24 protein-coding genes are annotated in these 24,539 nt (G+C 58.8%); 16 read left to right on the forward strand and 8 right to left on the reverse strand.

Annotated features, from left to right (window positions below; all coding sequences use genetic code 11):
* Nucleotides 1–16: 16 nt before the first annotated feature.
* Nucleotides 17–619: a peroxiredoxin gene (locus AB4N76_RS08035; RefSeq protein WP_046026483.1), complete on the reverse strand. Its 603-nt coding sequence runs from the start codon at nucleotides 617–619 to the stop codon at nucleotides 17–19.
* 312 nt (nucleotides 620–931) lie between these two features.
* Here AB4N76_RS08035 and AB4N76_RS08040 point away from each other — a divergent pair, with 312 nt between their 5' ends.
* Together AB4N76_RS08040 and bfr are read left to right on the forward strand one after the other, a co-directional pair.
* The gene (locus AB4N76_RS08040; RefSeq protein WP_007943567.1) at nucleotides 932–1,150 is read left to right on the forward strand and encodes a bacterioferritin-associated ferredoxin; all 219 of its coding nucleotides are present in this window, start codon (nucleotides 932–934) and stop codon (nucleotides 1,148–1,150) included.
* A 199-nt stretch (nucleotides 1,151–1,349) separates the two neighbouring features.
* Nucleotides 1,350–1,826 carry a bacterioferritin gene (bfr, locus tag AB4N76_RS08045; RefSeq protein ID WP_046026484.1) on the forward strand — a complete coding sequence of 159 codons (477 nt, stop codon included), beginning with the start codon at nucleotides 1,350–1,352 and terminating at the stop codon, nucleotides 1,824–1,826.
* Between the two features lie 171 nt (nucleotides 1,827–1,997).
* Here the strand turns inward: bfr and grxD are convergent, their stop codons facing one another.
* The 3 genes from grxD to AB4N76_RS08060 form a co-directional block, all read right to left on the reverse strand.
* The gene (gene grxD, locus AB4N76_RS08050) at nucleotides 1,998–2,339 is read right to left on the reverse strand and encodes a Grx4 family monothiol glutaredoxin (RefSeq protein WP_007943565.1); all 342 of its coding nucleotides are present in this window, start codon (nucleotides 2,337–2,339) and stop codon (nucleotides 1,998–2,000) included.
* A gap of 97 nt (nucleotides 2,340–2,436) precedes the next feature.
* Entirely contained in the window at nucleotides 2,437–4,545 is a 2,109-nt protein-coding gene (locus AB4N76_RS08055) for a molybdopterin oxidoreductase family protein (RefSeq protein WP_046026487.1), read from the reverse strand.
* Nucleotides 4,546–4,679: 134 nt separating this feature from the next.
* Nucleotides 4,680–4,970, reverse strand: a complete 291-nt coding sequence (locus AB4N76_RS08060) for a hypothetical protein (protein ID WP_046026488.1) — start codon at nucleotides 4,968–4,970, stop codon at nucleotides 4,680–4,682.
* 407 nt (nucleotides 4,971–5,377) lie between these two features.
* Here AB4N76_RS08060 and argF point away from each other — a divergent pair, with 407 nt between their 5' ends.
* Both argF and AB4N76_RS08070 read left to right on the forward strand, forming a co-directional pair.
* Nucleotides 5,378–6,298 (forward strand): ornithine carbamoyltransferase, encoded by a 921-nt coding sequence (gene argF, locus AB4N76_RS08065; protein WP_046026541.1) that lies wholly within the window; start codon nucleotides 5,378–5,380, stop codon nucleotides 6,296–6,298.
* A complete protein-coding gene (locus tag AB4N76_RS08070; RefSeq protein ID WP_046026542.1) occupies nucleotides 6,295–7,404 on the forward strand; it encodes an ABC transporter ATP-binding protein in 1,110 nt (369 codons plus the stop codon). The genes argF and AB4N76_RS08070 overlap by 4 nt, the downstream gene beginning before the upstream one ends.
* Nucleotides 7,405–7,516: 112 nt before the next feature.
* Here AB4N76_RS08070 and AB4N76_RS08075 read toward each other — a convergent pair whose 3' ends face one another.
* Both AB4N76_RS08075 and ybaK read right to left on the reverse strand, forming a co-directional pair.
* Nucleotides 7,517–8,299, reverse strand: coding sequence for a PhzF family phenazine biosynthesis protein (locus AB4N76_RS08075; protein WP_460164356.1), 783 nt, complete (start codon nucleotides 8,297–8,299; stop codon nucleotides 7,517–7,519).
* Between the two features lie 106 nt (nucleotides 8,300–8,405).
* Complete coding sequence (gene ybaK, locus AB4N76_RS08080; protein ID WP_046026546.1) at nucleotides 8,406–8,876, reverse strand: Cys-tRNA(Pro) deacylase; 471 nt, start codon at nucleotides 8,874–8,876, stop codon at nucleotides 8,406–8,408.
* A gap of 371 nt (nucleotides 8,877–9,247) precedes the next feature.
* Between ybaK and AB4N76_RS08085 the strand changes: the two genes are divergently transcribed.
* From AB4N76_RS08085 to AB4N76_RS08135, 11 genes are all read left to right on the forward strand, one after another.
* Entirely contained in the window at nucleotides 9,248–10,099 is an 852-nt protein-coding gene (locus AB4N76_RS08085) for an MIP/aquaporin family protein (RefSeq protein WP_046026548.1), read from the forward strand.
* Nucleotides 10,100–10,174: 75 nt separating this feature from the next.
* On the forward strand, nucleotides 10,175–11,677 hold the full coding sequence (glpK, locus tag AB4N76_RS08090) for a glycerol kinase GlpK (protein ID WP_046026549.1): 1,503 nt from the start codon (nucleotides 10,175–10,177) through the stop codon (nucleotides 11,675–11,677).
* Nucleotides 11,678–11,772: 95 nt separating this feature from the next.
* The gene (locus AB4N76_RS08095) at nucleotides 11,773–12,528 is read left to right on the forward strand and encodes a DeoR family transcriptional regulator (protein WP_007943555.1); all 756 of its coding nucleotides are present in this window, start codon (nucleotides 11,773–11,775) and stop codon (nucleotides 12,526–12,528) included.
* Nucleotides 12,529–12,798: 270 nt separating this feature from the next.
* Complete coding sequence (gene glpD / locus AB4N76_RS08100; RefSeq protein WP_046026550.1) at nucleotides 12,799–14,337, forward strand: glycerol-3-phosphate dehydrogenase; 1,539 nt, start codon at nucleotides 12,799–12,801, stop codon at nucleotides 14,335–14,337.
* A gap of 442 nt (nucleotides 14,338–14,779) precedes the next feature.
* Nucleotides 14,780–15,694: a glutamate/aspartate ABC transporter substrate-binding protein gene (locus tag AB4N76_RS08105; protein ID WP_046026732.1), complete on the forward strand. Its 915-nt coding sequence runs from the start codon at nucleotides 14,780–14,782 to the stop codon at nucleotides 15,692–15,694.
* A 194-nt stretch (nucleotides 15,695–15,888) separates the two neighbouring features.
* Nucleotides 15,889–16,635 carry an amino acid ABC transporter permease gene (locus tag AB4N76_RS08110; RefSeq protein WP_046026551.1) on the forward strand — a complete coding sequence of 249 codons (747 nt, stop codon included), beginning with the start codon at nucleotides 15,889–15,891 and terminating at the stop codon, nucleotides 16,633–16,635.
* Nucleotides 16,635–17,306 carry an amino acid ABC transporter permease gene (locus tag AB4N76_RS08115; RefSeq protein ID WP_046026552.1) on the forward strand — a complete coding sequence of 224 codons (672 nt, stop codon included), beginning with the start codon at nucleotides 16,635–16,637 and terminating at the stop codon, nucleotides 17,304–17,306. Before AB4N76_RS08110 ends, AB4N76_RS08115 begins: the two co-directional genes overlap by 1 nt.
* Nucleotides 17,303–18,037, forward strand: a complete 735-nt coding sequence (locus AB4N76_RS08120; RefSeq protein WP_046026553.1) for an amino acid ABC transporter ATP-binding protein — start codon at nucleotides 17,303–17,305, stop codon at nucleotides 18,035–18,037. The genes AB4N76_RS08115 and AB4N76_RS08120 overlap by 4 nt, the downstream gene beginning before the upstream one ends.
* A 138-nt stretch (nucleotides 18,038–18,175) precedes the next feature.
* Nucleotides 18,176–20,077 (forward strand): two-component sensor histidine kinase AauS, encoded by a 1,902-nt coding sequence (aauS, locus tag AB4N76_RS08125; RefSeq protein ID WP_077431342.1) that lies wholly within the window; start codon nucleotides 18,176–18,178, stop codon nucleotides 20,075–20,077.
* A gap of 44 nt (nucleotides 20,078–20,121) precedes the next feature.
* Nucleotides 20,122–21,402 carry a two-component response regulator AauR gene (gene aauR, locus AB4N76_RS08130; protein ID WP_460164599.1) on the forward strand — a complete coding sequence of 427 codons (1,281 nt, stop codon included), beginning with the start codon at nucleotides 20,122–20,124 and terminating at the stop codon, nucleotides 21,400–21,402.
* An 8-nt stretch (nucleotides 21,403–21,410) separates the two neighbouring features.
* Nucleotides 21,411–21,740 (forward strand): GlpM family protein, encoded by a 330-nt coding sequence (locus AB4N76_RS08135; RefSeq protein WP_175649040.1) that lies wholly within the window; start codon nucleotides 21,411–21,413, stop codon nucleotides 21,738–21,740.
* A gap of 39 nt (nucleotides 21,741–21,779) precedes the next feature.
* On the opposite strand, the gene AB4N76_RS08140 is transcribed toward AB4N76_RS08135, so the two are convergent.
* Nucleotides 21,780–22,445 (reverse strand): DsbA family oxidoreductase, encoded by a 666-nt coding sequence (locus AB4N76_RS08140; protein WP_077431340.1) that lies wholly within the window; start codon nucleotides 22,443–22,445, stop codon nucleotides 21,780–21,782.
* A 544-nt stretch (nucleotides 22,446–22,989) separates the two neighbouring features.
* Here AB4N76_RS08140 and AB4N76_RS08145 point away from each other — a divergent pair.
* Nucleotides 22,990–23,346 carry a DUF6124 family protein gene (locus AB4N76_RS08145; RefSeq protein WP_077431339.1) on the forward strand — a complete coding sequence of 119 codons (357 nt, stop codon included), beginning with the start codon at nucleotides 22,990–22,992 and terminating at the stop codon, nucleotides 23,344–23,346.
* Nucleotides 23,347–23,460: 114 nt separating this feature from the next.
* Here AB4N76_RS08145 and AB4N76_RS08150 read toward each other — a convergent pair whose 3' ends face one another.
* On the reverse strand, nucleotides 23,461–24,504 hold the full coding sequence (locus AB4N76_RS08150) for an alpha/beta fold hydrolase (protein ID WP_460164600.1): 1,044 nt from the start codon (nucleotides 24,502–24,504) through the stop codon (nucleotides 23,461–23,463).
* Between the last annotated feature and the right edge of the window lie 35 nt (nucleotides 24,505–24,539).

Raw genomic sequence — 24,539 nt, forward strand, 5'->3', positions numbered from 1 at the left:
ATGCCTCGAACCTGCCTTACAGCGCAGCAGCGTTCTCGGTCAGGTAAGCCGCAACGCCTTCGGTCGAAGCGGTCATGCCTTTGTCGCCTTTTTTCCAGTTGGCAGGGCAAACTTCGCCGTGCTCTTCGTGGAATTGCAGAGCGTCGACCAGACGGACCAGCTCTTCGATGTTACGGCCCAGCGGCAGGTCGTTGATGATCTGCGAACGGACAACGCCTTTGTCGTCGATCAGGAACGCGCCACGGAAAGCCACGCCACCTTCGGACTCAACGTCGTAGGCCTTGGCGATCTCGTGCTTGATGTCGGCAGCCATGGTGTAACGAACTTCGCCGATACCACCGTTGTTTACCGGGGTGTTACGCCAGGCGTTGTGGGTGAAGTGCGAGTCGATGGACACGGCGATCACTTCAACGTTGCGGGACTTGAAGTCAGCCATGCGGTTGTCCAGAGCGATCAGCTCGGACGGGCAAACGAAGGTGAAGTCCAGTGGGTAGAAGAACACCAGGCCGTATTTGCCTTTGATGGCCGACGACAGGGTGAAGCTGTCTACGATTTCGCCATTGCCGAGGACGGCTGGAACGGTGAAGTCCGGGGCTTGTTTGCCTACGAGTACGCTCATTGGATATCTCCTGGTCTATTAACGTGAAGAACTGGATTCGCATCAGCCTGCCACCCTCAGGCGACAGCCCTGTGACACGATCCCCTTCGCAAGGACCGCACATCATACACGGCGTATTTGAGCTGTCCTCAACGGATTTTGCAGGAGCGTCCAATTTCCAGTCATGTCAGTGACTGGCAGATTGCCAGGCAAAAACCGTTCGTCGGTCACGTGCGCTTATAACGTGAAGCTTTCAGAAAGCACTTTGACAATCATTCTCGTTAACATTAAGATCCATCGCAATTGAGTCACAACCAACGACGGTTTTCACTTATGTATGTCTGCCTCTGCACTGGCGTCACCGACGGTCAAATCCGCGATGCAATCTATGAGGGTTGCTGCAGCTACAAAGAAGTCCGTCAGGCCACCGGCGTTGCCAGCCAATGCGGCAAATGCGCCTGCCTTGCAAAGGAAGTGGTGCGTGAAACCCTGACCAAATTGCAATCGGCCCAGGCAGCCATTCCCTTCCCTGTCGAATTTACTGCCGCGTAAATACCCCATTTCAAAGAACCGGACTTAAAGTCCGGTTTTTTTATGCCTGAAAATCAACCGCTTACGCTCTAGACGCGGAACACAAACATTCTTATTCCGATTAATTTTCATATAAGTTTCAATAACTTAGGTTTGACACTCTTACATGCGCGGCTCAAACTCTTGCTTTATAGACAGCTACTTAGGGCAGGATCCCATCATGAAAGGCGACGTTACAGTCATCCAGCATCTCAACAAAATTCTTGCCAATGAGCTGGTCGCAATCAATCAATACTTTTTGCATGCGCGCATGTACGAAGATTGGGGCCTGAACAAGCTGGGCAAGCACGAGTACCACGAATCCATCGACGAGATGAAGCACGCGGACAAGCTGATCAAGCGCATCCTGTTCCTTGAAGGCCTGCCGAACGTCCAGGACTTGGGCAAGCTGCACATCGGCGAGCACACCAAGGAAATGCTTGAGTGTGACCTGCGTATTGAACGCATCGGCCATGCCGACCTGAAAGTCGCTATCGCTCATTGCGAAACCGTTGGCGACTTCGGTAGCCGCGAACTGCTCGAAGACATTCTTGAATCCGAAGAAGAACATATCGACTGGCTGGAAACCCAATTGGGCCTGATCGATAAAGTCGGTCTTGAGAACTATCTGCAATCGCAGATGGGCGAAGACGAGTAAGTTAGCGCCCGCTAAACGCGAGACAATAAAAAGCCCCGCACTCTTTTATAGAGGCGGGGCTTTTTTATGCCCTGTAGGAGCATGGTTTGCCAGCGATGAACGATGACGCGGTGTTCTTGCTAAACCGCGGCGCCTGTATCGCGAGCAAGCTTTGCTCCTACAGAGACCGAATCAGGCTTCGGTCTTGTTGGCAGCTGCTGCTTCAACAGCGGCTTTGATCGTGGTCTGCAACGAACCGTCAGCAGCCATTTCAGTCATGATGTCGCTACCACCCACCAGCTCGCCACCCACCCACAGTTGCGGGAAAGTTGGCCAGTTGGCGTACTTTGGCAGGTTCGCGCGGATTTCCGGGTTCTGCAGGATATCCACGTACGCAAACTTTTCGCCACATGCCATCACGGCCTGTGCGGCTTTCGCGGAGAAGCCACACTGCGGGGCATTCGGCGAACCTTTCATGTAAAGCAGAATGGTGTTGTTAGCAATCTGCTCTTTAATCGTTTCGATGATATCCATGGAGCACCTCGGCTGAACTTTCCGACTCAGAGGTCGGCACGGTGGCGCATTGTAACGGAAACCCGAGCGCCATGCTCGGCCTCCCCGACAGACACGATCACGCCGCTGCCACTGTCACCGGTACGCCGTTCAACGCCGCATTCCCCGACAGCTCGTCGAGCTGACACTCGTCAGTCAGATCGTTGGCGCTGGAACCCGGTTGACCGCTGGCGATCGTCATCTGCACACCCGGCCGTGCGTGGCCCCAGCCGTGAGGCAGGCTGACCACGCCTTTCATCATGTCCAGGCTGGCGACCACTTCCACTTCGATCATGCCGACCCGCGAGCTGACCCGCACACGCTGCCCATCGTTGAGCCCGCGACTGGCCAGGTCGTCCGGGTGCATCAGCAATTGATGCCGCGGCTTACCCTTCACCAGTCGGTGATAGTTGTGCATCCACGAGTTGTTGCTGCGCACATGACGGCGGCCAATCATCAGCAATTCATCGGCTGCCGGTGCTTGCAGCGCGGCGAAACGTGCCAGGTCGGCAAGGATCGGTGCCGGAGCTGCCTGCACGTGCTGATTGGCGGTTTTCAGGCGCGGCGCCAGGTTGGACTTCAGCGCACCCAAATCCACCCCATGCGGATGATCGAACAAGGTTGCCAGTGACAGTTTCTGTGCCGAAGCATCGCCATACAGCCCCATGCGCAATCCACGGTCGATCATTTGCGCAGGCGCGATGGTCGGCTTCAGTTCCTTGCCGGTCCTGGCGGCAAATGCCTTGGCCAGACCGACAAAGATCTCCCAGTCATGCAAGGCACCTTCGGGCTTGGCCAGAATCGCGCGATTGAAGCGTGTCACGTTGCGCACCGCGAACATGTTGAACGTTGTGTCGTAGTGATCGTTTTCCAGGGCAGACGTCGACGGCAGGATCAGGTCGGCATAGCGCGTGGTTTCGTTGATGTACAAGTCGACGCTGACCATGAACTCCAGACCGTCCAGCGCTTGCTCCAGCTGCCGGCCATTGGGCGTGGACAACACCGGATTACCGGCGACCGTGATGAGCGCACGCACCTGCCCTTCCCCTTCGGTGAGCATCTCTTCGGCGAGCGCCGACACCGGCAACTCACCGGCGTACTCTGGACGACCGGACACGCGGCTCTGCCATTGATTGAAGTGCCCGCCCGAGGTGGAGGCCACCAAGTCCACCGCCGGTTCGGTGCACAGTGCGCCACCGACCCGATCAAGGTTGCCGGTGACCAGATTGATCAATTGCACCAGCCAATGGCACAGCGTACCGAACGCTTGCGTCGAGACGCCCATGCGGCCATAGCAAACCGCAGTCTTCGCCGCCGCAAAATCCCGCGCCAGCTGGCGAATCATTTCTGCCGGCACTGCGCACAGCGGGCTCATGGCTTCGGCGGTGAAGCTGGCGATGGCCTGACGCACGTCTTCCAGACCGTCCACCGGCAAATGGCTGTCGCGGGTCAACTGTTCAGTAAACAGGGTATTGAGCACGCCGAACAACAAGGCCGCATCGCCACCGGGACGCACAAACAAATGTTGATCGGCCATCGCTGCCGTTTCGCTACGGCGCGGATCGACCACCACCACTTTGCCGCCCCGTGCCTGAATCGCCTTCAGGCGTTTTTCCACATCCGGCACGGTCATGATGCTGCCATTGGAGGCCAGCGGGTTGCCACCCAGGATCAGCATGAAATCGGTGTGATCGATGTCCGGGATGGGCAACAGCAATCCATGGCCGTACATCAAATGACTGGTCAGGTGATGCGGCAACTGGTCGACCGAGGTCGCGGAAAACCGGTTGCGGGTCTTCAGCAGGCCAAGGAAATAATTGCTATGAGTCATCAACCCGTAGTTATGCACGCTGGGATTGCCTTGATACACCGCCACCGCATTCTGCCCGTGCCGCTCCTGAATCACCGCCAGGCGTTCGGCTACGAGATCGAAGGCGTCTTCCCACGCGATAGGCTGCCATTCGCTGCCCACACGCAGCATCGGCTGACGCAGACGGTCCGGATCATTCTGTATGTCTTGCAGCGCCACTGCTTTGGGACAGATATGCCCACGGCTGAACGTATCTTGCGGGTCACCCTTGATCGAGGTGATTTGCACGCCGCCACCTTCAACCTCAGAGGTTTCGATGGTCAGGCCGCAGATGGCTTCGCACAGGTGGCACGCACGGTGATGGAGAGTCTTGGTCATGGCCAGTCTCTGTCTTGTTCTGGGCGGGCAATAGCGGCCGCGGGAACAAAACTATGGCGCCAGACCCGCGACTGCGCCAGCGACGTTCGTCTTGTGAATCGCCGACTATCAGGCCAGCCGATGACTGCTGCTGATTAACTCGACGGCAGCCTGGGCGGGGGCTGCAGCTGGATTTCCTGAAGGGTTTCAATCTGTTCCTGGGAGACATAGACGCCCGTGAGCTCGCCAATCAGTCGCCAATGTTCATCGAGCCCCGAGCTGATGGTTGCCATGCGGTCGATCATCCGTCGTCCGGCGGCCCGCGTGACTTCGTCTTCGCTGCGCAACAGTTCGAAAGACATGGACGTCATGGACGCGGTCAGGTGAGTCAGTGAGCGGGCGGTGAGGCCGAGTAATTCCATCAACTGCTGTTCTTTCGATTCCATTTCGAATGCTTCCTGCGTCGCTCGTGACTTATTTATAACCCAGCACTTTGCATTAGCAAGTGTTTCAGTGAAGGCACAGTGCCATCAATTACTGCGAATGTCAGGTCAGAAACCGACCGCCGCAGCACCATCCCCGCCCCGCTTGATTGCAAAGCCCCGCAGCCCCGGTGTACAAATGAGCGGCTGCTGTCAGGAAAAAGGCTTCAAAAGCGCTATGGCGATCAGCCTGTAGCCTCTATGAAATCCCATAAAAACCGTAGCCCTATTGGTAAGACGCGACATTTAATTATAAGATCGCGCCTTCCCCTATTTCGTCGCCCCGTGCGGCTTACGCCGCAGGTCTCGCCCGTTGTTCCGTTAAACAAGGCTTTGAGCATCTGCGGTTTGTAGCAAAAAGGTAGTCAATGATGAGCGCAAGGCACTTTCTCTCCCTGATGGATTGCACGCCCGAAGAGCTGGTCAGCGTGATCCGTCGAGGCGTTGAGCTCAAGGACCTGCGTAACCGCGGCGTACTGTTCGAGCCTTTGAAAAACCGCGTCCTGGGGATGATTTTCGAGAAGTCCTCGACCCGCACCCGGATCTCGTTCGAAGCCGGCATGATTCAGCTCGGTGGCCAGGCGATCTTCCTTTCGCCGCGCGACACCCAACTGGGCCGTGGCGAGCCGATCGGTGACTGCGCGATCGTCATGTCGAGCATGCTCGACGCAGTGATGATCCGAACCTTTGCTCACAGCACCCTGACCGAATTCGCCGCCAACTCCCGCGTACCGGTGATCAATGGCCTGTCCGATGACTTGCACCCGTGCCAGTTGCTGGCCGACATGCAAACCTTCCTCGAACATCGCGGCTCGATCCAGGGCAAGACCGTGGCCTGGATCGGCGACGGCAACAACATGTGCAACAGCTATATAGAAGCGGCGATCCAGTTCGACTTCCAGCTGCGCATTGCCTGCCCTGAAGGGTATGAACCCAACCGCGAATTCGTGGCCAGGGCCGGTGATCGCGTGACGATCGTCCGCGATCCAAAGGACGCCGTGCGCGGCGCCCACCTGGTGAGCACCGACGTCTGGACCTCCATGGGCCAGGAAGAAGAAACCGCCAAGCGTTTGAAGCTGTTCGCGCCCTACCAGGTCAATCGCGCCCTGCTGGACCTGGCCGCAGACGATGTGCTGTTCATGCATTGCCTGCCGGCCCACCGCGGCGAAGAAATCAGTCTCGACCTGCTGGATGACCCGCGCTCCGTCGCCTGGGATCAAGCAGAAAACCGTCTCCACGCACAGAAGGCCCTGCTTGAGTTCCTCGTCGAACCGGCATATCACCACGCATGAGCCATGAATTACTGCTGAACCTGCGCAACCTCGCTTGCGGCTACCAAGATCAACGTGTGGTGCAGAACCTCAATCTGCACCTCAACGCCGGCGACATCGGCTGCCTGCTCGGCTCCTCGGGGTGCGGCAAGACCACCACCCTGCGGGCGATTGCCGGGTTTGAACCGGTGCATGAAGGTGAAATTACCCTGGCCGGCGAGACGATCTCCCGCGCCGGTTTCACCCTCGCCCCAGAGAAACGCCGGATCGGCATGGTGTTCCAGGACTACGCGCTGTTTCCGCATTTGAGCGTCGCCGAGAACATCGCCTTCGGGATCCGCAAGCACCCGCAAAAGGATCGTGTCACCGAAGAACTGCTCGAACTGGTCAACCTGAAAAACCTCGGCAAGCGTTTCCCGCACGAGCTTTCCGGCGGTCAGCAACAACGAGTTGCCCTGGCCCGCGCACTGGCGCCAGAACCACAACTGCTACTGCTCGACGAACCGTTTTCCAACCTCGATGGCGAGCTGCGCCGCAAGCTCAGCCATGAGGTGCGCGACATTCTCAAGGCGCGTGGCACCAGCGCGATTCTGGTGACCCACGATCAGGAAGAAGCGTTCGCCGTGAGCGATCATATCGGCGTGTTCAAGGAAGGGCGCCTGGAACAATGGGATACGCCCTACAACCTTTATCACGAACCGCAAACACCGTTCGTGGCCAGTTTTATTGGCCAGGGTTACTTCATCCGTGGCCAACTCAGCAGCCCGGAATCGGTACAGACCGAGTTGGGTGAGCTACGCGGCAATCGGGCCTACACCTGGCCGATGGGCGGCGCGGTAGACGTACTGCTGCGTCCGGACGATATCGTCTACGCGCCGGACAGTTCGTTGAAAGCACGCATTGTTGGCAAGTCGTTCCAGGGTGCGTCGACGCTGTATCGGTTGCAGATGCCGACCGGGGCGCAGCTGGAATCGATATTCCCCAGCCATGTCGATCGTCAGGTCGGCGCTGATGTCGGCATTCGTGTTGCAGCTGAGCATCTGGTGTTGTTTCAGGCGGCGGGCAGTACAGCCGCGCAGATTCCTGCCGTTGAATCAGGCGTGCGCCGCTACAGCACCACCAACTGACTCCCCCGCTTCTGTAGGAGCAAAGCTTGCTCGCGATAGCATCGCTGCGGTTTAGCTGACGCACCGCGTCATCGTTCATCGCGAGCAAGCTTTGCTCCTACAAAGATCAGCGTTAGGCCAATCTCAGCGTTCCGCTCGCAACCAGCGTTGCATTCCCGCCGATTTTTACCCGATCGCCTTCCAACCGACAGAACAACTCCCCACCTCGTTTCGAACACTGATACGCGGTCAGGCTCGTTTTACCCAGCCGTTTCGACCAATACGGAATCAGGCTGCAATGGGTCGAGCCAGTCACCGGGTCTTCGTTGATGCCAATCGCTGGCGCGAAATAGCGGGAGACAAAATCATGCTTGTTGCCTTTGGCGGTCACAATCGCCCCGGGCCACGGCAGCGTCGCCAAGGCGACCATGTCCGGCTGGCAATCCAGTACAGCCTGTTCGGACTCCAGCACCACAAACAGCTCATTGGAACCCAGCACATCGACCGCAGCCACACCCAACGCGCGCTCGACGTCCAGGGTGACACCCACTTCTGAGGGCGTGATCGCCGGGAAGTCCAACCACAAGCGCTCGCCATCGCGACTCACGCTCAACGGGCCGGACTTGCAAATGAAGTCCAGACGCTCGGCCGGCTCTTTATAGACCTCAAACAACACATAGGCGCTGGCCAGCGTCGCATGCCCACACAGTGGCACTTCAGTCGTCGGGGTAAACCAGCGGATATGCCAATGCTGTCCTTCACGCACCACGAAGGCGGTTTCGGCGAGATTGTGTTCGGCGGCGATTTTCTGCATCAGTTCGTCGGCGAGCCAGGTATCCAGCCGATACACCATCGCCGGGTTGCCACTGAATGGTCGATCACTGAACGCATCGACTTGATGAAACTCAAGCTGCATGACTGTCTCTCCTTGTATGGCCGCCGAGCATGCAGCGCCCGGCAAACCGGCACCAGTGACAGAGCCGCCTGATTTTTGCCATACAGCGCAGCACCCACTGCCGGCCTCAAACGCGCCCGATATCGGCAAACGTCGCTTGAGTGTGTTCGGCCAGCACTGCCGGTGCCAATTCAACTTCCAGACCGCGACGCCCGGCACTGACAAAAATGCTCGCCAGTGGCTGAGCCGAACTGTCGATAAACGTGCGCAAACGCTTCTTCTGCCCCAACGGACTGATTCCGCCCAACAGATACCCCGTCGCTCGTTGCGCAGCCGCAGGGTCGGCCATCTCGACTTTCTTCACACCCGCCGCGTGGGCCAGATGCTTCAAATCCAGACTCCCGACGACCGGCACCACCGCCACCAGCAACTCACCTTTTTCACTGGCCGCCAGCAAGGTCTTGAACACTTGCGCCGGGTCGAGCCCGAGCTTCTCGGCGGCCTCCAATCCATAGGACGCAGCTTTTGGATCATGTTCGTAACTGTGCACACGATGTTCGGCCCGAACTTTTTTCAACAAATCCAATGCGGGGGTCATGACAGCTCCAGACTGGGCAGCAGTAGAAAAATCCTGCGCTCGATTCTAGGTCATTGACCTGCAAAACGCTCTATTACGCCCCTGTTTTCAGGGGCTGGCGGCGCCTTTTACCGTCCGTCAGGGCAAGACGGGGCGCGTGAACAACACGATCATTCACGTGACTAATAGTTGAATAATGACCGATGGTTCACTTTCGACCTTTGACAGCAGTGTTTCTTGTCTATATTTTTTCGAATATGAATACGCACGAAAAGTCTTACAGCAGCACCCCGCAGTAAACCAAGACCCGGATGGGGATCCTGCCTTGGTGAAAATCGCGCTTGGACCATGATGAGAAAAGCGCCAGACAACAAAAACAATTGAGGTTTTCAATGACAACTGCTTTACAACAACCGTCGCTCTCGAGCCAATGCATGGCCGAGTTCCTGGGGACTGCACTGCTTATCTTTTTTGGTACCGGTTGTGTTGCCGCGCTCAAGGTCGCGGGCGCCAGCTTTGGCTTGTGGGAAATCAGCATCATCTGGGGCGTCGGCGTCAGCATGGCGATTTACATGACCGCCGGAGTTTCCGGTGCGCACCTCAACCCTGCTGTCAGTATTGCCCTGAGCATTTTCACTGACTTCGAAAAGCGCAAATTGCCGTTTTACATTCTGGCCCAAGTGGCAGGCGCCTTCTGCGGCGCGCTGTTGGTTTACACGCTGTACAGCAATCTGTTCTTCGATTTCGAACAAACTCACCATATGGTTCGCGGCACTCAGGCCAGCCTGGAGTTGGCGTCGGTGTTCTCGACCTTCCCCAACCCGGCCCTGACCACGGCCCAGGCGTTCCTGGTGGAAGTGATCATCACCGCGATCCTGATGGGCGTGATCATGTCCCTGACCGATGACAACAACGGTCTGCCAAAGGGACCGCTGGCGCCGCTGCTGATCGGCCTGCTGATTGCGGTGATCGGCAGCTCGATGGGCCCGCTGACCGGTTTCGCGATGAACCCGGCACGGGACTTCGGTCCTAAACTGATGACTTTCTTCGCTGGCTGGGGTGAAATTTCCTTCACTGGCGGGCGTGATATCCCGTACTTCCTGATTCCTGTTTTTGCACCGATTGTCGGTGCCTGCCTCGGTGCTGCCGCTTATCGCGGGCTGATTGCCCGTCATCTGCCCGGCGCCACACCTGCTACAAAGGACGCAACACCGGCCATTGACGGCAAACCAAGAACTTCTTGATACCGTAGGCGCGTGATTCTGCCCATTGTGGTTGCGCGCCTGATCTCACCCCTTACTTCGTCCAAGGCAATCGACATGACCGACACTCAGAATAAGAACTACATCATTGCCCTCGACCAGGGTACGACCAGCTCGCGCGCGATCATTTTCGACCGCGACGCCAACGTGGTCTGCACCGCCCAGCGCGAATTCGCGCAGCATTACCCGCAAGCCGGCTGGGTTGAACATGACCCGATGGAAATTTTCGCCACTCAAAGCGCCGTGATGGTCGAGGCCCTGGCGCAAGCCGGCCTGCATCACGACCAGGTGGCCGCCATCGGCATCACCAACCAACGCGAAACCACCGTCGTCTGGGACAAGACCACCGGCCGCCCGATCTACAACGCGATCGTCTGGCAATGCCGACGCAGCACCGAGATTTGCGAACAGCTCAAGCGCGACGGTCACGAGCAATACATCAGCGACACCACGGGCCTGGTCACCGACCCGTACTTCTCCGGCACCAAGCTCAAGTGGATCCTCGACAACGTCGAAGGCAGCCGCGAACGTGCGCGCAACGGCGAACTGCTGTTCGGCACCGTCGACAGCTGGCTGATCTGGAAATTCACCGGCGGCAAAGTCCACGTCACCGACTACACCAACGCCTCGCGCACCATGCTCTTCAACATCCACTCGCTTGAGTGGGACGCGAAGATGCTGGAGATCCTCGACATCCCGCGGGAAATGCTTCCGCAAGTGAAAGCCTCTTCGGAAATCTATGGCCATACCAAGAGCGGCATCGCCATCGGCGGCATCGCCGGCGACCAGCAAGCCGCGCTGTTCGGTCAAATGTGCGTCGAGCCCGGTCAGGCAAAAAACACCTACGGCACCGGTTGCTTCCTGCTGATGAACACCGGCGACAAAGCCGTGAAGTCCAAGCACGGCATGCTCACCACCATCGCGTGCGGCCCGCGCGGCGAAGTCGCGTATGCGCTGGAAGGCGCGGTGTTCAACGGTGGTTCGACCGTTCAATGGCTGCGTGACGAACTGAAGATCATCAACGACGCCCACGACACCGAATACTTCGCCAATAAAGTGAAGGACAGCAACGGTGTCTACCTGGTGCCGGCCTTCACCGGCCTGGGCGCGCCCTACTGGGACCCGTATGCCCGTGGCGCACTGTTCGGCCTGACCCGTGGCGTACGCGTGGATCACATCATTCGTGCCGCACTGGAATCGATTGCCTACCAGACCCGCGACGTGCTCGACGCCATGCAACAGGATTCCGGCGAACGCCTCAAATCCCTGCGCGTGGACGGCGGTGCGGTGGCGAACAACTTCCTGATGCAGTTCCAGGCCGACATCCTCGGTACAAAGGTCGAGCGTCCGCAAATGCGCGAAACCACCGCACTCGGCGCCGCTTACCTGGCCGGCCTGGCGTGCGGCTTCTGGGGCAGCCTGGAAGAACTGCGTGGCAAGGCAGTGATCGAGCGCGAATTCGAACCGAGCCTGGACGAAGCCTCGAAGGAAAAACTCTACAAAGGCTGGAAAAAAGCGGTTAGCCGGACCCGTGACTGGGATCGTGAGGACGCTGAATAAGCCAGTCTGAGGGCTGACCAATACTGGAAACTGGTCGGGAGCGGATTCCTGCGGCATCATGGGCAAATTTTGCACGGCAGCCCAAAGGAAGCCCCATGAATCTGCCTCCCCGTCAGCAGCAAATCCTCGAACTGGTCCGCGAACGCGGCTACGTCAGTATCGAGGAAATGGCTACGCTGTTCGTCGTTACACCGCAGACCATCCGCCGCGATATCAATCAGCTCGCGGAAGCTAATTTATTGCGTCGCTACCATGGCGGCGCTGCTTACGACTCCAGCGTCGAAAACACCGCCTACGCCATGCGCGCCGATCAGATGCGCGATGAAAAGCAACGCATCGGCGAAGCCATTGCCGCCCAGATCCCCGATCACGCCTCGCTGTTCATCAATATCGGTACCACCACCGAATCGATTGCCCGGGCGCTGCTCAACCACAATCACCTGAAGATCATTACCAACAACCTGCATGTGGCCTCGATGCTCAGCGCCAAGGACGACTTCGACGTTCTGCTGACGGGCGGCAATGTGCGGCGCGACGGCGGTGTGGTCGGTCAGGCGAGCGTCGACTTTATCAACCAGTTCAAGGTCGACTTCGCGCTGGTGGGCATCAGCGGTATTGATGAAGACGGCAGCCTGCTGGACTTCGACTATCAGGAAGTGCGGGTGTCGCAGGCGATCATCGCCAATGCGCGCCAGGTGATCCTCGCGGCGGACTCCAGCAAATTCGGGCGCAACGCCATGATTCGCCTGGGGCCGATCAGCCTGATCGATTGCCTGGTGACCGATCAGCCGCCGGTGCCCGCGCTGGCGCAGTTGCTGAGTCAGCACAAGATTCGCCTGGAAGTCGTTTAACCGCGAAGGCGGTTAGACAACCCGTAGGAGCACGGCTTGCCGGCGATGGCGGCCTCAAGTACGTCATCGCCGGCAAGCCGTGCTCCTACAAATATCGCTGCGCCCCCTCTCTTTATTCTTCTAGTGTTCGTAAATTTTCCTTTAGCCGCCCTTCGATGAGTTTTTTCAATCGAAGTTAACTGGCTGCGCGCCTCTTTATGGGCTACCATTTTCGCAAATGAACATTAATGTTCGAATTCAAATACATAAAATAAGCACCGAGGCCAGCCGATGCCCACTTCCACCTTGCCTACGCCCCCTCTCGCAGAGGTCTACGACATTGCCGTCATCGGTGGCGGGATCAATGGCGTGGGGATCGCAGCGGATGCCGCCGGCCGCGGTCTTTCAGTGTTCCTTTGTGAAAAGGATGACCTGGCCAGCCACACCTCTTCGGCCAGCAGCAAGCTGATCCACGGTGGTTTGCGCTACCTCGAACATTACGAATTCCGCCTGGTGCGTGAGGCCCTGGCCGAGCGTGAAGTGTTGTTGGCCAAGGCGCCGCATATCGTCAAACAGATGCGTTTCGTCCTGCCACACCGCCCGCACCTGCGTCCGGCCTGGATGATCCGCGCCGGCCTGTTTCTCTATGACAACCTCGGCAAACGGGAACAACTGGCAGGCTCCAAAAGCCTGAAGTTCGGCCCGGACAGCGCGCTGAAAAGTGAAATCACCAAAGGCTTCGAATACTCCGACTGTTGGGTTGACGACGCCCGCCTCGTGGTCCTGAACGCCATGGCCGCTCGCGAAAAAGGCGCCCACGTTCACACCCAGACTCGCTGCGTCAGCGCGCGTCGCACCAAGGGCTTGTGGCACCTGCACCTGGAACGCGCCGATGGCAGCCTGTTTTCGATCCGCGCCAAGGCATTGGTGAACGCGGCCGGCCCATGGGTGGCCAAGTTCATTCGTGACGACCTGAAGATGGAATCGCCCTACGGCATCCGCCTGATTCAGGGCAGCCACCTGATCGTGCCGAAACTGTACGAAGGCGAACACGCGCACATTCTGCAAAACGAAGATCAGCGCATCGTCTTCACCATTCCGTACCTGAACCACTTCACCCTGATCGGCACGACCGACCGTGAGTACACCGGCGATCCAGCCAAAGTGGCGATCACCGAAGGCGAAACCGATTATTTGCTCCAAGTGGTCAATGCCCACTTCAAGAAGCAAATCAGCCGCGACGACATCCTGCACAGCTATTCTGGCGTTCGGCCGCTGTGCAACGACGAGTCCGATAATCCGTCGGCCGTCACCCGCGACTACACCCTGGCGTTGTCGGGCACCGGCGAAGAAGCACCGCTACTGTCGGTGTTCGGCGGCAAGCTGACCACGTACCGCAAGCTGGCCGAATCGGCGCTGGCGCAACTGGCGCCTTACTTCACGCACATCAAGCCAAGCTGGACCGCCAGTGCCCCGCTGCCGGGCGGTGAAGACATGACCACCCCGCAAGCATTGAGCTCGCTGATCCGCGACAAATTCGACTGGGTGCCGAGCGAAATCTCACGCCGTTGGGCCACCACTTATGGCAGCCGCACCTGGCGCATGCTCGAAGGCGTGCAGAACCTCGGTGACATGGGTGAACACATCGGCGGCGGGCTCTACACCCGCGAAATCGATTACCTGTGCTCAGATGAGTGGGCAACCACCGCGCACGACATTTTGTGGCGTCGCAGCAAACTCGGGCTGTTCACCACTGAGGCCGAACAGCAGAAGCTGGCGGATTACCTGAGCAAGGTTGAACAGAATCGCAGCAAGATCGAAGCGGCCTGATCGAATTGCAGACAAACTAAAGCCCCTGAGTCTCACGACTCAGGGGCTTTTTACATTCCCCCAGACACCACCAATCCCTGTGGGAGCCGGGCTTGCCCGCGATGGCGGTGGAACAGCCAACATTAATAGTGGCTGTGCTGGCCTCATCGCGGGCAAGCCCGGCTCCCACAGGGTTATGTGCGGGGCAGGCCATTCGGTTTTCCGAACGCGACCTATTGGTCGATTCGGATAACCGGATTATTCCTCGCAAAAAAACCCGCCACAAATATTTAATATCCTTATAAATCAATGATTTGATGTGAGGCTCCTGGCCTGGCACGAGTCATGCTCTACACTCTTGGACGAACACCTGCCACATCCCTTTCCGGGGCCGGCAAGCATTCGAAGCACAAAAGGGCCGATGAACTGGCTCCATAAAAAAAACAATGTCGAGGAAAATTTGATGCGCATCGTTCCCCATATCCTGGGCGCAGCCATTGCTGCCGCTCTGATCAGCACTCCAGTTTTCGCCGCCGAACTCACCGGCACCCTGAAGAAGATCAAAGAGTCCGGCGTGATCACCCTCGGGCATCGCGATGCCTCCATTCCGTTCTCCTACATTGCCGACGCTTCCGGCAAACCGGTTGGCTACTCCCACGATATCCAGCTGAAAATCGTCGAAGCCATCAAGAAAGACCTGGACATGCCCAACCTCGAGGTCAAATACAACCTCGTGACTTCGCAAACCCGTATCCCGCTGGTGCAAAACGGCACCGTGGACGTCGAGTGCGGCTCCACCACCAACAACGTGGAACGTCAGCAGCAAGTTGACTTCTCCGTCGGCATCTTCGAAATCGGTACCCGCCTGCTGTCCAAGAAAGGTTCGGCTTACAAAGACTTCGACGACCTCAAAGGCAAGAACGTCGTGACCACCGCCGGCACCACGTCCGAGCGCATCCTCAAGTCGATGAACGCCGACAAGCAGATGGGCATGAACGTCATCTCCGCCAAAGACCACGGCGAATCCTTCCAGATGCTGGAATCGGGTCGTGCCGTTGCGTTCATGATGGACGACGCCCTGCTGGCCGGTGAAGCCGCCAAAGCCAAGAAGGCTGATGACTGGGCCGTGACCGGCACTCCGCAGTCCTATGAAATCTACGGCTGCATGATGCGCAAAGGCGACGAGCCGTTCAAAAAGGCTGTGGATGACGCCATCAAGGCCACCTACGCCTCGGGCGAGATCAACAAGATCTACGACAAATGGTTCATGCAGCCAATCCCGCCAAAAGGCCTGAACCTGAACTTCCCGATGAGCAACGAGCTCAAGGCCCTGATCGCCAGTCCGACCGATAAAGCGGCTGCCGACAAGAAGTCCTGATTTTCTGACTAACCTTATCTCCTGAGAGGGTCACGGCCCTCCCAGGAGTTTGTCACTCCCTGCTGGCATTTTTGGAAACACTCGAACCGGTGGCTGTCGAGCCGCTCGTGTGTGCCTGAACTTCAAGGTTCGGGCGGGAACGGAGCTTCCCCAGGCGGGCACTTGTACATCGATCGATCTGAGGGGAGACCCTAATGAATTACAACTGGGACTGGGGCGTGTTCTTCAAGTCCACCGGCGTTGGCAGCGAGACTTATCTCGACTGGTACATCGCCGGTTTGGGCTGGACCATTGCCATCGCCATCGTGGCCTGGATCATTGCCCTGACGCTGGGCTCGATCCTGGGCGTCATGCGCACCGTGCCGAATCGCATCGTATCGGGCATCGCGACCTGCTACGTCGAACTCTTCCGTAACGTGCCGCTGCTGGTTCAGCTGTTCATCTGGTACTTCCTGGTGCCCGATCTGCTGCCTGCCGACCTGCAAGAGTGGTACAAGCAGGACCTCAACCCGACCACTTCGGCGTTCCTCAGCGTCGTCGTCTGCCTGGGCCTGTTCACCACCGCTCGCGTTTGCGAACAAGTGCGCACCGGCATCCAGGCCCTGCCAAAAGGCCAGGAATCCGCGGCTCGTGCCATGGGCTTCAAGCTGCCACAGATCTACTGGAACGTGCTGCTGCCCCAGGCCTACCGGATCATCATTCCGCCGCTTACCTCGGAATTCCTCAACGTGTTCAAGAACACGTCCGTGGCCTCGCTGATCGGCCTGATGGAATTGCTCGCGCAAACCAAACAGACCGCCGAGTTCTCCGCGAACCTGTTCGAAGCGTTCACCCTGGCAACGCTGATCTACTTCACCCTGAACATGAGCCTGATGTTGCTGATGCGCATGGTAGAGAAGAAAGTCGCCGTACCGGGCCTGATCTCCGTAGGGGGTAAATGATGGAATTCGACTTCTCGGGCATCATCCCGTCCCTGCCGGGTTTGTGGAACGGCATGGTCATGACCCTCAAGCTGATGGTCATGGGCGTGGTCGGCGGCATTGTCCTCGGCACCATCCTGGCGCTGTGCCGTCTGTCCCACAGCAAACTGCTGTCGAACCTTGCCGGCGCCTACGTTAACTATTTCCGCTCGATCCCGCTGCTGCTGGTCATCACCTGGTTCTACCTGGCGGTGCCGTTCGTACTGCGCTGGATCACCGGCGAAGACACCCCGATCGGCGCATTCGCCTCGTGCATCGTGGCCTTCATGATGTTTGAAGCCGCGTACTTCTGCGAAATCGTCCGGGCCGGTGTGCAATCGATTCCCAAAGGTCAGATGGGCGCCGCCCAGGCCCTGGGCATGTCGTACGGCCAGATGATGCGCTTGATCATCCTGCCGCAAGCGTTCCGCAAGATGACCCCGCTGTTGCTGCAGCAGAGCATCATCCTGTTTCAGGACACCTCGCTGGTCTACGCCGTCGGCCTGGTGGACTTCCTCAATGCTTCGCGCGCCAGTGGCGACATTATTGGCCGCTCCAATGAGTTCCTGATTTTCGCGGGTCTCGTGTACTTCATCATCAGCTTTGCCGCCTCGCAGCTGGTCAAGCGTCTGCAAAAAAGGTTCGCCGTATGATCTCTATCAAAAGCATCAACAAGTGGTATGGGGACTTCCAGGTACTGACTGATTGCAGCACCGAGGTCAAAAAAGGCGAAGTGATTGTAGTGTGCGGGCCATCCGGTTCCGGCAAATCGACCCTGATCAAATGCGTCAACGCCCTGGAGCCGTTCCAGAAAGGCGACATCGTGGTCGATGGCACGTCCATCGCCGACCCGAAGACCAACCTGCCGAAACTGCGTTCGCGCGTGGGCATGGTGTTCCAGCATTTCGAGCTGTTCCCGCACCTGACCATCACCGAAAACCTGACCATCGCGCAGATCAAGGTGTTGGGCCGCAGCAAGGAAGAGGCTACCAAGAAGGGCCTGCAACTGCTTGAGCGCGTAGGCCTGTCGGCTCACGCCCACAAACATCCGGGCCAACTGTCCGGTGGTCAGCAGCAGCGCGTGGCGATTGCCCGTGCACTGGCGATGGACCCGATCGTCATGCTGTTCGATGAACCGACCTCGGCGCTGGACCCGGAAATGGTCAACGAAGTGCTCGACGTGATGGTGCAACTGGCCCACGAAGGCATGACCATGATGTGCGTGACCCACGAAATGGGCTTCGCCCGTAAAGTGGCGGACCGGGTGATATTCATGGACGCCGGCAAAATCATCGAAGACTGCCAGAAAGAAGAGTTCTTCGGTGACATCAGCGCCCGCGCCGAACGGACACAGCACTTCCTCAACAAGATTCTGCAGCACTAAGAAAAACACCGCTCTCCTGTAGGAGCACGGCTTGCCGGCGATGGCGTCATGGTCGATGTCATCACCGGCAAGCCGTGCTCCTACAGGGGCAGGTGATGATCCGAAGATTTGTGTTGTGGTTGACCCAAGGCATCTGTGATGAAATGCGACCCCACTCTCTATCGCGCCGCGCCGCCATCACTTGCCGTGAAACCCCGTCTGGTTCGCCATTTATTCCTGCCGCCGCTGATCATCGCCCTGATGATCGGATTGGGTTTTGCCGGCTTCTGGATCAGTGAACACTATGGCATTCGCAGCCTCAGCGAGAACGGCCAGCGTCAGCTCGAACTGCACGCCCGCGCCGTCGAGAGTGAAATCAGCAAATACACCTACCTGCCCAGCCTGCTGGAACTCGAAACCAGCGTACCCACGCTGCTGGCCGACCCGACGCCAGAACATCGGCAAACGGTTAATGAATACCTCGAAGGCCTGAACCGGCGCAGCCGCAGTCGGGCTATCTATGTGATGGACACCACTGGCCGCGTCATGGCCACCAGTAACTGGCGCGATGTCGACAGTTACCTGGGCGAAGACCTGTCCTTCCGTGCCTATTTCCAGAATGCCGTGCGCGGTCAGCCGGGGCGCTTCTATGGCATCGGCAGCACCAACGGCGAACCCGGCTATTACCTGGCCCATGGCCTGGAAGAACACGGCAAGATCATCGGCGTCGCGGTGGTCAAGGTCCGTCTCGAAGCCATGGAAGAACGCTGGCAACGGGCGCGCCTCGAAGCCTTCGTCAGCGACGAAAACGGCATCATCATCCTGTCCAGCGATCCGGCACGACGACTGAAGTCGGTGGTGCCGTTGAGCGATGAGACCAAGGAAAAACTCGCCCGCAGTCTCCAGTACTACTGGTTCCCATTGAACGAACTGCAACCGCTGGCCCGTGAAACCCTGGCCGAAGGCGTGGAAAAACTGACCTTCCCCGCCAACAGCGAAGTGGCGTCCGACGAAGAAAACATCAGCTACCTGGCTCAGACCCGGCCCTTGAGCGACACGCCGTGGAACTTCACCCTGCTCACGCCGCTTCAGGATTTGCGCCGCGAAGCGATCAATCAGGGGATTCTGGTGGCGGTGGCCTTCGCCCTCGTGGCGTTCCTGCTGATCGCCTGGAACGAGCGACGCAAAGTGATCGCCACCCGCCTCGCGGCCCGGGAAGCCTTGCAGGAAGCCAACAATCAACTGGAGCGTCGGATTACCGAACGCACCACCGACCTGCGCGCCAGCAACGAACGGCTCAAGGGCCAGATTCGTGAGCGCCGGCACGCCGAAGAGACGCTGCGCCGGGCTCAGGATGAACTGGTGCAGGCCGGTAAACTCGCGGCCATCGGCCAGATGTCGACCAGTATCGCCCACGAATTGAACCAGCCATTGGCCGCGCTGCGGACCTTGTCCGGCAACACCGTGCGCTTTCTGGAGCGCGGTCAGCTGGATGTCGCCAGCACCAACCTCAAGACCATCAATGAACTGATCGACCGCATGGGCCGGATCACCGCCAGCCTGCGCTCCTTCGCGCGTCGCGGTGACGACAAAGGTCAGGCAAGCCTTGGCAAAGCCATTGACGCTGCCTTGCAACTGCTCGGCGGTCGGGTGGAAAGCGCGCACCTGCAATTGCATCGCGACTTCAGCGACGTGCAGGTGCAAATCGACCAGACCCGCCTCGAACAGATTCTGGTCAACCTGATCGGTAACGCCCTTGATGCCATGCAGGCTCAACCGGTGCCGGAACTGTGGCTGGAAGGCGACGTGTTCGACGGCAAGTATCGCCTTCGTGTGCGCGACAACGGCCACGGCATTGATGCCGAAGCGCGCAAGCATCTGTTCGAGCCGTTCTTCACCACCAAACCCGGTGAACAAGGCCTGGGCCTTGGCCTGACCCTGTCCGCCAGCCTGGCCGCAGCCACCGGCGGGCAACTGGGTGTCGAACACCCGGCCAGCGGTGGTACCTCTTTTGTCCTCAGTTTACCGTTGGTAAGCCCTACTTCCGCCGAGCCAATATGAACAACGACCTTAGCGTGCTGATCGTCGAAGACGACCCCCATGTGCTGCTCGGCTGCCAACAGGCGCTGACCCTGGAAGACATTCCCTGCGTGGGCGTGGGCAGCGCCGAGGAAGCACTGGAACGCGTCGGCGACAACTTTGCCGGCATCGTCATCAGTGACATTCGCCTGCCCGGCATCGATGGCCTGGAACTGCTGAACCGGCTCAAGGCCCGTGATCGCAGCCTGCCGGTGGTGTTGATCACCGGCCACGGCGACATTTCCATGGCCGTCGGCGCGATGCAAAAAGGCGCCTATGACTTCATGGAGAAACCCTTCTCTCCCGAACGCCTGGTGGACGTTGCACGTCGGGCCCTGGAACAACGCAGCCTCGCCCGTGAAGTCACTTCGTTGCGTCGACAACTGGCGGAGCGCGACTCCCTCGAAGGCCGGATCATTGGCCGCTCGCCCGCCATGCAGAACCTGCGTGAGCTGATCGCCAACGTCGCCGACACCTCGGCCAACGTGTTGATCGAAGGCGAGACCGGCACCGGTAAAGAACTGGTCGCGCGCTGCCTGCATGACTTCAGTCGCCGCCACACCAAACAATTCGTCGCGCTGAACTGTGGCGGCTTGCCGGAAAACCTGTTCGAAAGCGAAATCTTCGGTCACGAGGCCAACGCTTTCACCGGCGCCGGCAAGCGGCGCATCGGCAAGATCGAACACGCCGATGGCGGCACGCTGTTCCTCGATGAAGTGGAAAGCATGCCGTTGCCGCTGCAAATCAAATTGCTGCGGGTATTGCAGGAACGCACCCTCGAACGCCTCGGTTCGAACCAGAGCGTGGCGGTGGATTGCCGGGTGATCGCGGCGACCAAGTCCGACCTGGTCCAGTCGAGCAAGGCCGGCGAATTCCGCAGCGACCTGTATTACCGCTTGAATGTCGTGACGCTGGAATTACCGCCGCTGCGCGAACGTCGCGAAGACATCCTGCAATTGTTCGAACATTTTTTGCAGCAGTCGTCCCTGCGTTTCGACCGCATCGCCCCGGAGCTGGATAACCAGACCGTGTCGAACCTGATGAGCCACGACTGGCCCGGCAACGTGCGCGAGTTGCGCAACGTCGCCGAACGCTTCGCCCTCGGCCTGCCCGCCTTCAAGAAGTCCGGCGCCAGTGGCAACAATCAAGGGTTGGCCTTTGCCGAAGCGGTCGAGGCCTTCGAACGCAACCTGCTCAGCGACGCCTTGCAGCGCAGCGGCGGCAACCTGACCCAGGCCAGCCTGGAACTGGGAATGGCCAAGACCACCCTGTTCGACAAAGTCAAAAAGTACGGGCTGAGCCACTGATGGATCTGATTCTAAAAGCCGCTTTGGGCGCGGCAGTGGTGCTGATTCTGGCGGCATTGGCCAAGACCAAAAACTATTACATCGCAGGCCTGGTGCCGTTGTTTCCGACCTTTGCGCTGATCGCGCATTTCATCGTCGGCAAGGGGCGCTCAATCGAGGACTTGAAGACCACCATCGTGTTTGGCATGTGGTCGATCATTCCCTACTTTGTTTACCTGGCGACGTTGTACGTGATGGTCGACCGGATGCGCCTGGAGGCTTCGCTGGCGGTGGCAGCAGTGGGCTGGTTGATCGCGGCCACCGTGCTCGTCAGTGTCTGGGTTCGCCTCCAGTCTTGACCACCACCCGCTCCCACATTAATCTCGCTCGTCGTACGATCAACTCACGGTGCCGCCCTTGGCCTCGCTCATGATCTGGCGAATCGCCCCGACAAACGTCTCCACCGGCTGCCCGCCAGTCACCGCGTACTGCCCGTTGAACACCACGGTCGGCACCGAACTCACGCCACGCGACAGCCACAATTGCTCTTCCTCGCGCACCTCTTTGGCAAATTCATCCGACGCCAGAATCGCTTCTGCCCGCTGGCGATTGAGCCCCACGCCTTCGGCGATCTGCGCCAGTTGAGCGTGATCGGAAGGGTTGCCGCCCTCGGTGAAGTACGCCCGGAACAAGGCGTCTTTGAGATTGAACTGCAAGCCTTCCAGCCCCGCCCAATACAACAGGCGATGGGCATCAAAGGTGTTGTAGATGCGGCTGTCTTTACTGGTGCGAAATTCGAACCCGACCTCGGCACCACGGGCGCGGATCATCTCGCGGTTTTTCTGCGATTGCTCAGGCGTTGAGCCGTATTTCTCGGTGATGTGTTCGGTGATGTTCTGGCCTTCGGGGGCCATTTTCGGGTTCAGTTCGAAGGGCTGAAAACGGATCTCGGCCTGGACTTCATCGCCCAGCAAGTCCAGGGCCTGGGTCAGGCCGTACAAGCCGACGACGCACCAGGGGCAGGACACGTCGCTGACGAAATCGATTTTCAGGGGGTTACTCATCGCACACCTCGCTGGCTTGAATGGCGCTGGAAAGTTCGCACGATACACCTGACTGACCCGCGTTGGCAGTCATCCCCCAATCCTGTGGGAGCCGGGCTTGCCCGCGATGGCGGTGTGTCAGTCGATACCTGCTGTGACTGAAATGACGCCATCGCGGGCAAGCCCGGCTCCTACAGGTTTTTGGGGTGTTTTTAGGGGGTGTTTAGTTCTGTTTAGGGTTACTTCCTGAAAGCTACAGCGCCTTGCGCCGTCGCCTACAACCACGTCAGAATCCGCCGGCTTGTGCGCCTGGAGGCCCGTCGGTAACTTGGTTCCTGTCACTGATTTCCAGTGATCGGGTTTAGTAGCCCGGATTACCCCCTCAAGACGGATGCATAAGCGTCATTCAGTCAGGTTTTCACCTGCACTTGATGGTGGCTGTGTGCATGGCACCCTCGGGTGCGCCGGGTTTGAGGAGTTACCGGTCTACTAACTTGCGCACAGCTACCACCCCTACCGTTTAGTAGCGAGAGAGGTTGTAGCCCTACTAAAGGTAAATCCCTCAATGTTCAAAATTACTCCAAACCCACCGGAAACCGACGACGTTTCCCCCTACGAACCCCCTGAGTCCAAAAAGCTCAACAAAGCCGCCGACCGCGCCCTCGACTACTACCTCAAACCGGTCATCCCCAAAGACACGCCCCGCAAACCCAGCACGATCTACCTCGTCGCCCCCGACACCGACAACGAAACCTTGCTGGTCAACGCCTGTGAGACGTTGGCGTCAGCGAGTGTCATGTTGAGCAACTTCGCCGCAACGGTTGACGGCACCCAGCGCAACACCGTGCTCGGCATTCAGCAGTCCGTCATGCTCGGCGAACTCGCGGTGAACCGGATGCTGGATAACGTCGTCCCCACATAAATCCGGAACTGTAGGAGCGGGCTTGCCCGCGAAGGCGGTGTATCAGTCAATGTAGATGTCGACTGACACGACGCTTTCGCGAGCAAGCCCGCTCCTACAGTTTGATTTGGGGGATTACAAGAGATTCGGCGCAGGCACCGGATCAATCTGCGCCCAATGCGAAGTGTCTTCGCGATGCTCTTGCAAGTACGGCAACACCGCCGCCAGCAACGGCTCTTTAAAGGCTTCCTGGAAGCGATGCGCCAACCCCGGAATCAACTTCAACTGACTCCCGCGAATATGCGCCGCCAAATGCACGCCGTGCATCACCGGCAACAACGGATCAGCCGTGCCATGCACCACCAGCGTCGGCACGCGTAGCTGATTGAGCAGGTCCACGCGACTGCGCTCGGCGAGGATCGCCATGATCTGGCGCTTCACACCTTCCGGGTTGAACGCCCGGTCATAGGACTGCGCCGCCTGCTGCAACAAGGCCTGCCGATCATCTGTCACCGACGGGCTGCCCAACGCCGCGAGCAAGTCAGCTTGTTGCTCCAGCGCCACTTCGCGATTCGGCGCGCCACGACGCGACAACAATTGCACCAGCGCCGCACTCGGCGCCGGCAAGCCTTCGGCACCGGAGCTGGTCATGATCAAGGTCAGGCTTTCCACACGCTGCGGCGCCATCGCCGCCATGTGCTGGGCGATCATCCCGCCCATGCTCGCGCCCAATACGTGAAATTGCTCGACGTGCAGCGCGTCCATCAGGCCAAAGGCATCGTCGGCCATGTCGGTCAGGGTGTACGGCGCCGACACCGGCAAGCCGAGTTTGTAGCGCAACGCTTCAAACGTCAGGTTGGCCTCGGCCAGGGTCTGCCGCCACGTGGAGAGGCCAACATCGCGGTTGTCGTAACGAATCACCCGAAAGCCCTGCTGACACAGCGCAACCACCACCTCGTCCGGCCAGTGAATCAATTGCCCACCCAGGCCCATCACCAGCAACAGCGCCGGGTCGGACGCACGGCCAATGCTCTGGTACGCCAGGCTCACCTGCGCCAGATCGACGTGTTCGGTTGGAACGTTGACATCACAACGAGAGGCCGCCAACGACGGCAGGCCAAATAGCAACGCGGCCAGAAAAATGGCTTTAGAAAAAAAGACGCACTCATGAAAAAACACCAACACGCAGAACCCCAGTAGAGCGCGAGTCTGAT

It is taken from the genome of Pseudomonas sp. S2_F03 (assembly GCF_054668335.1).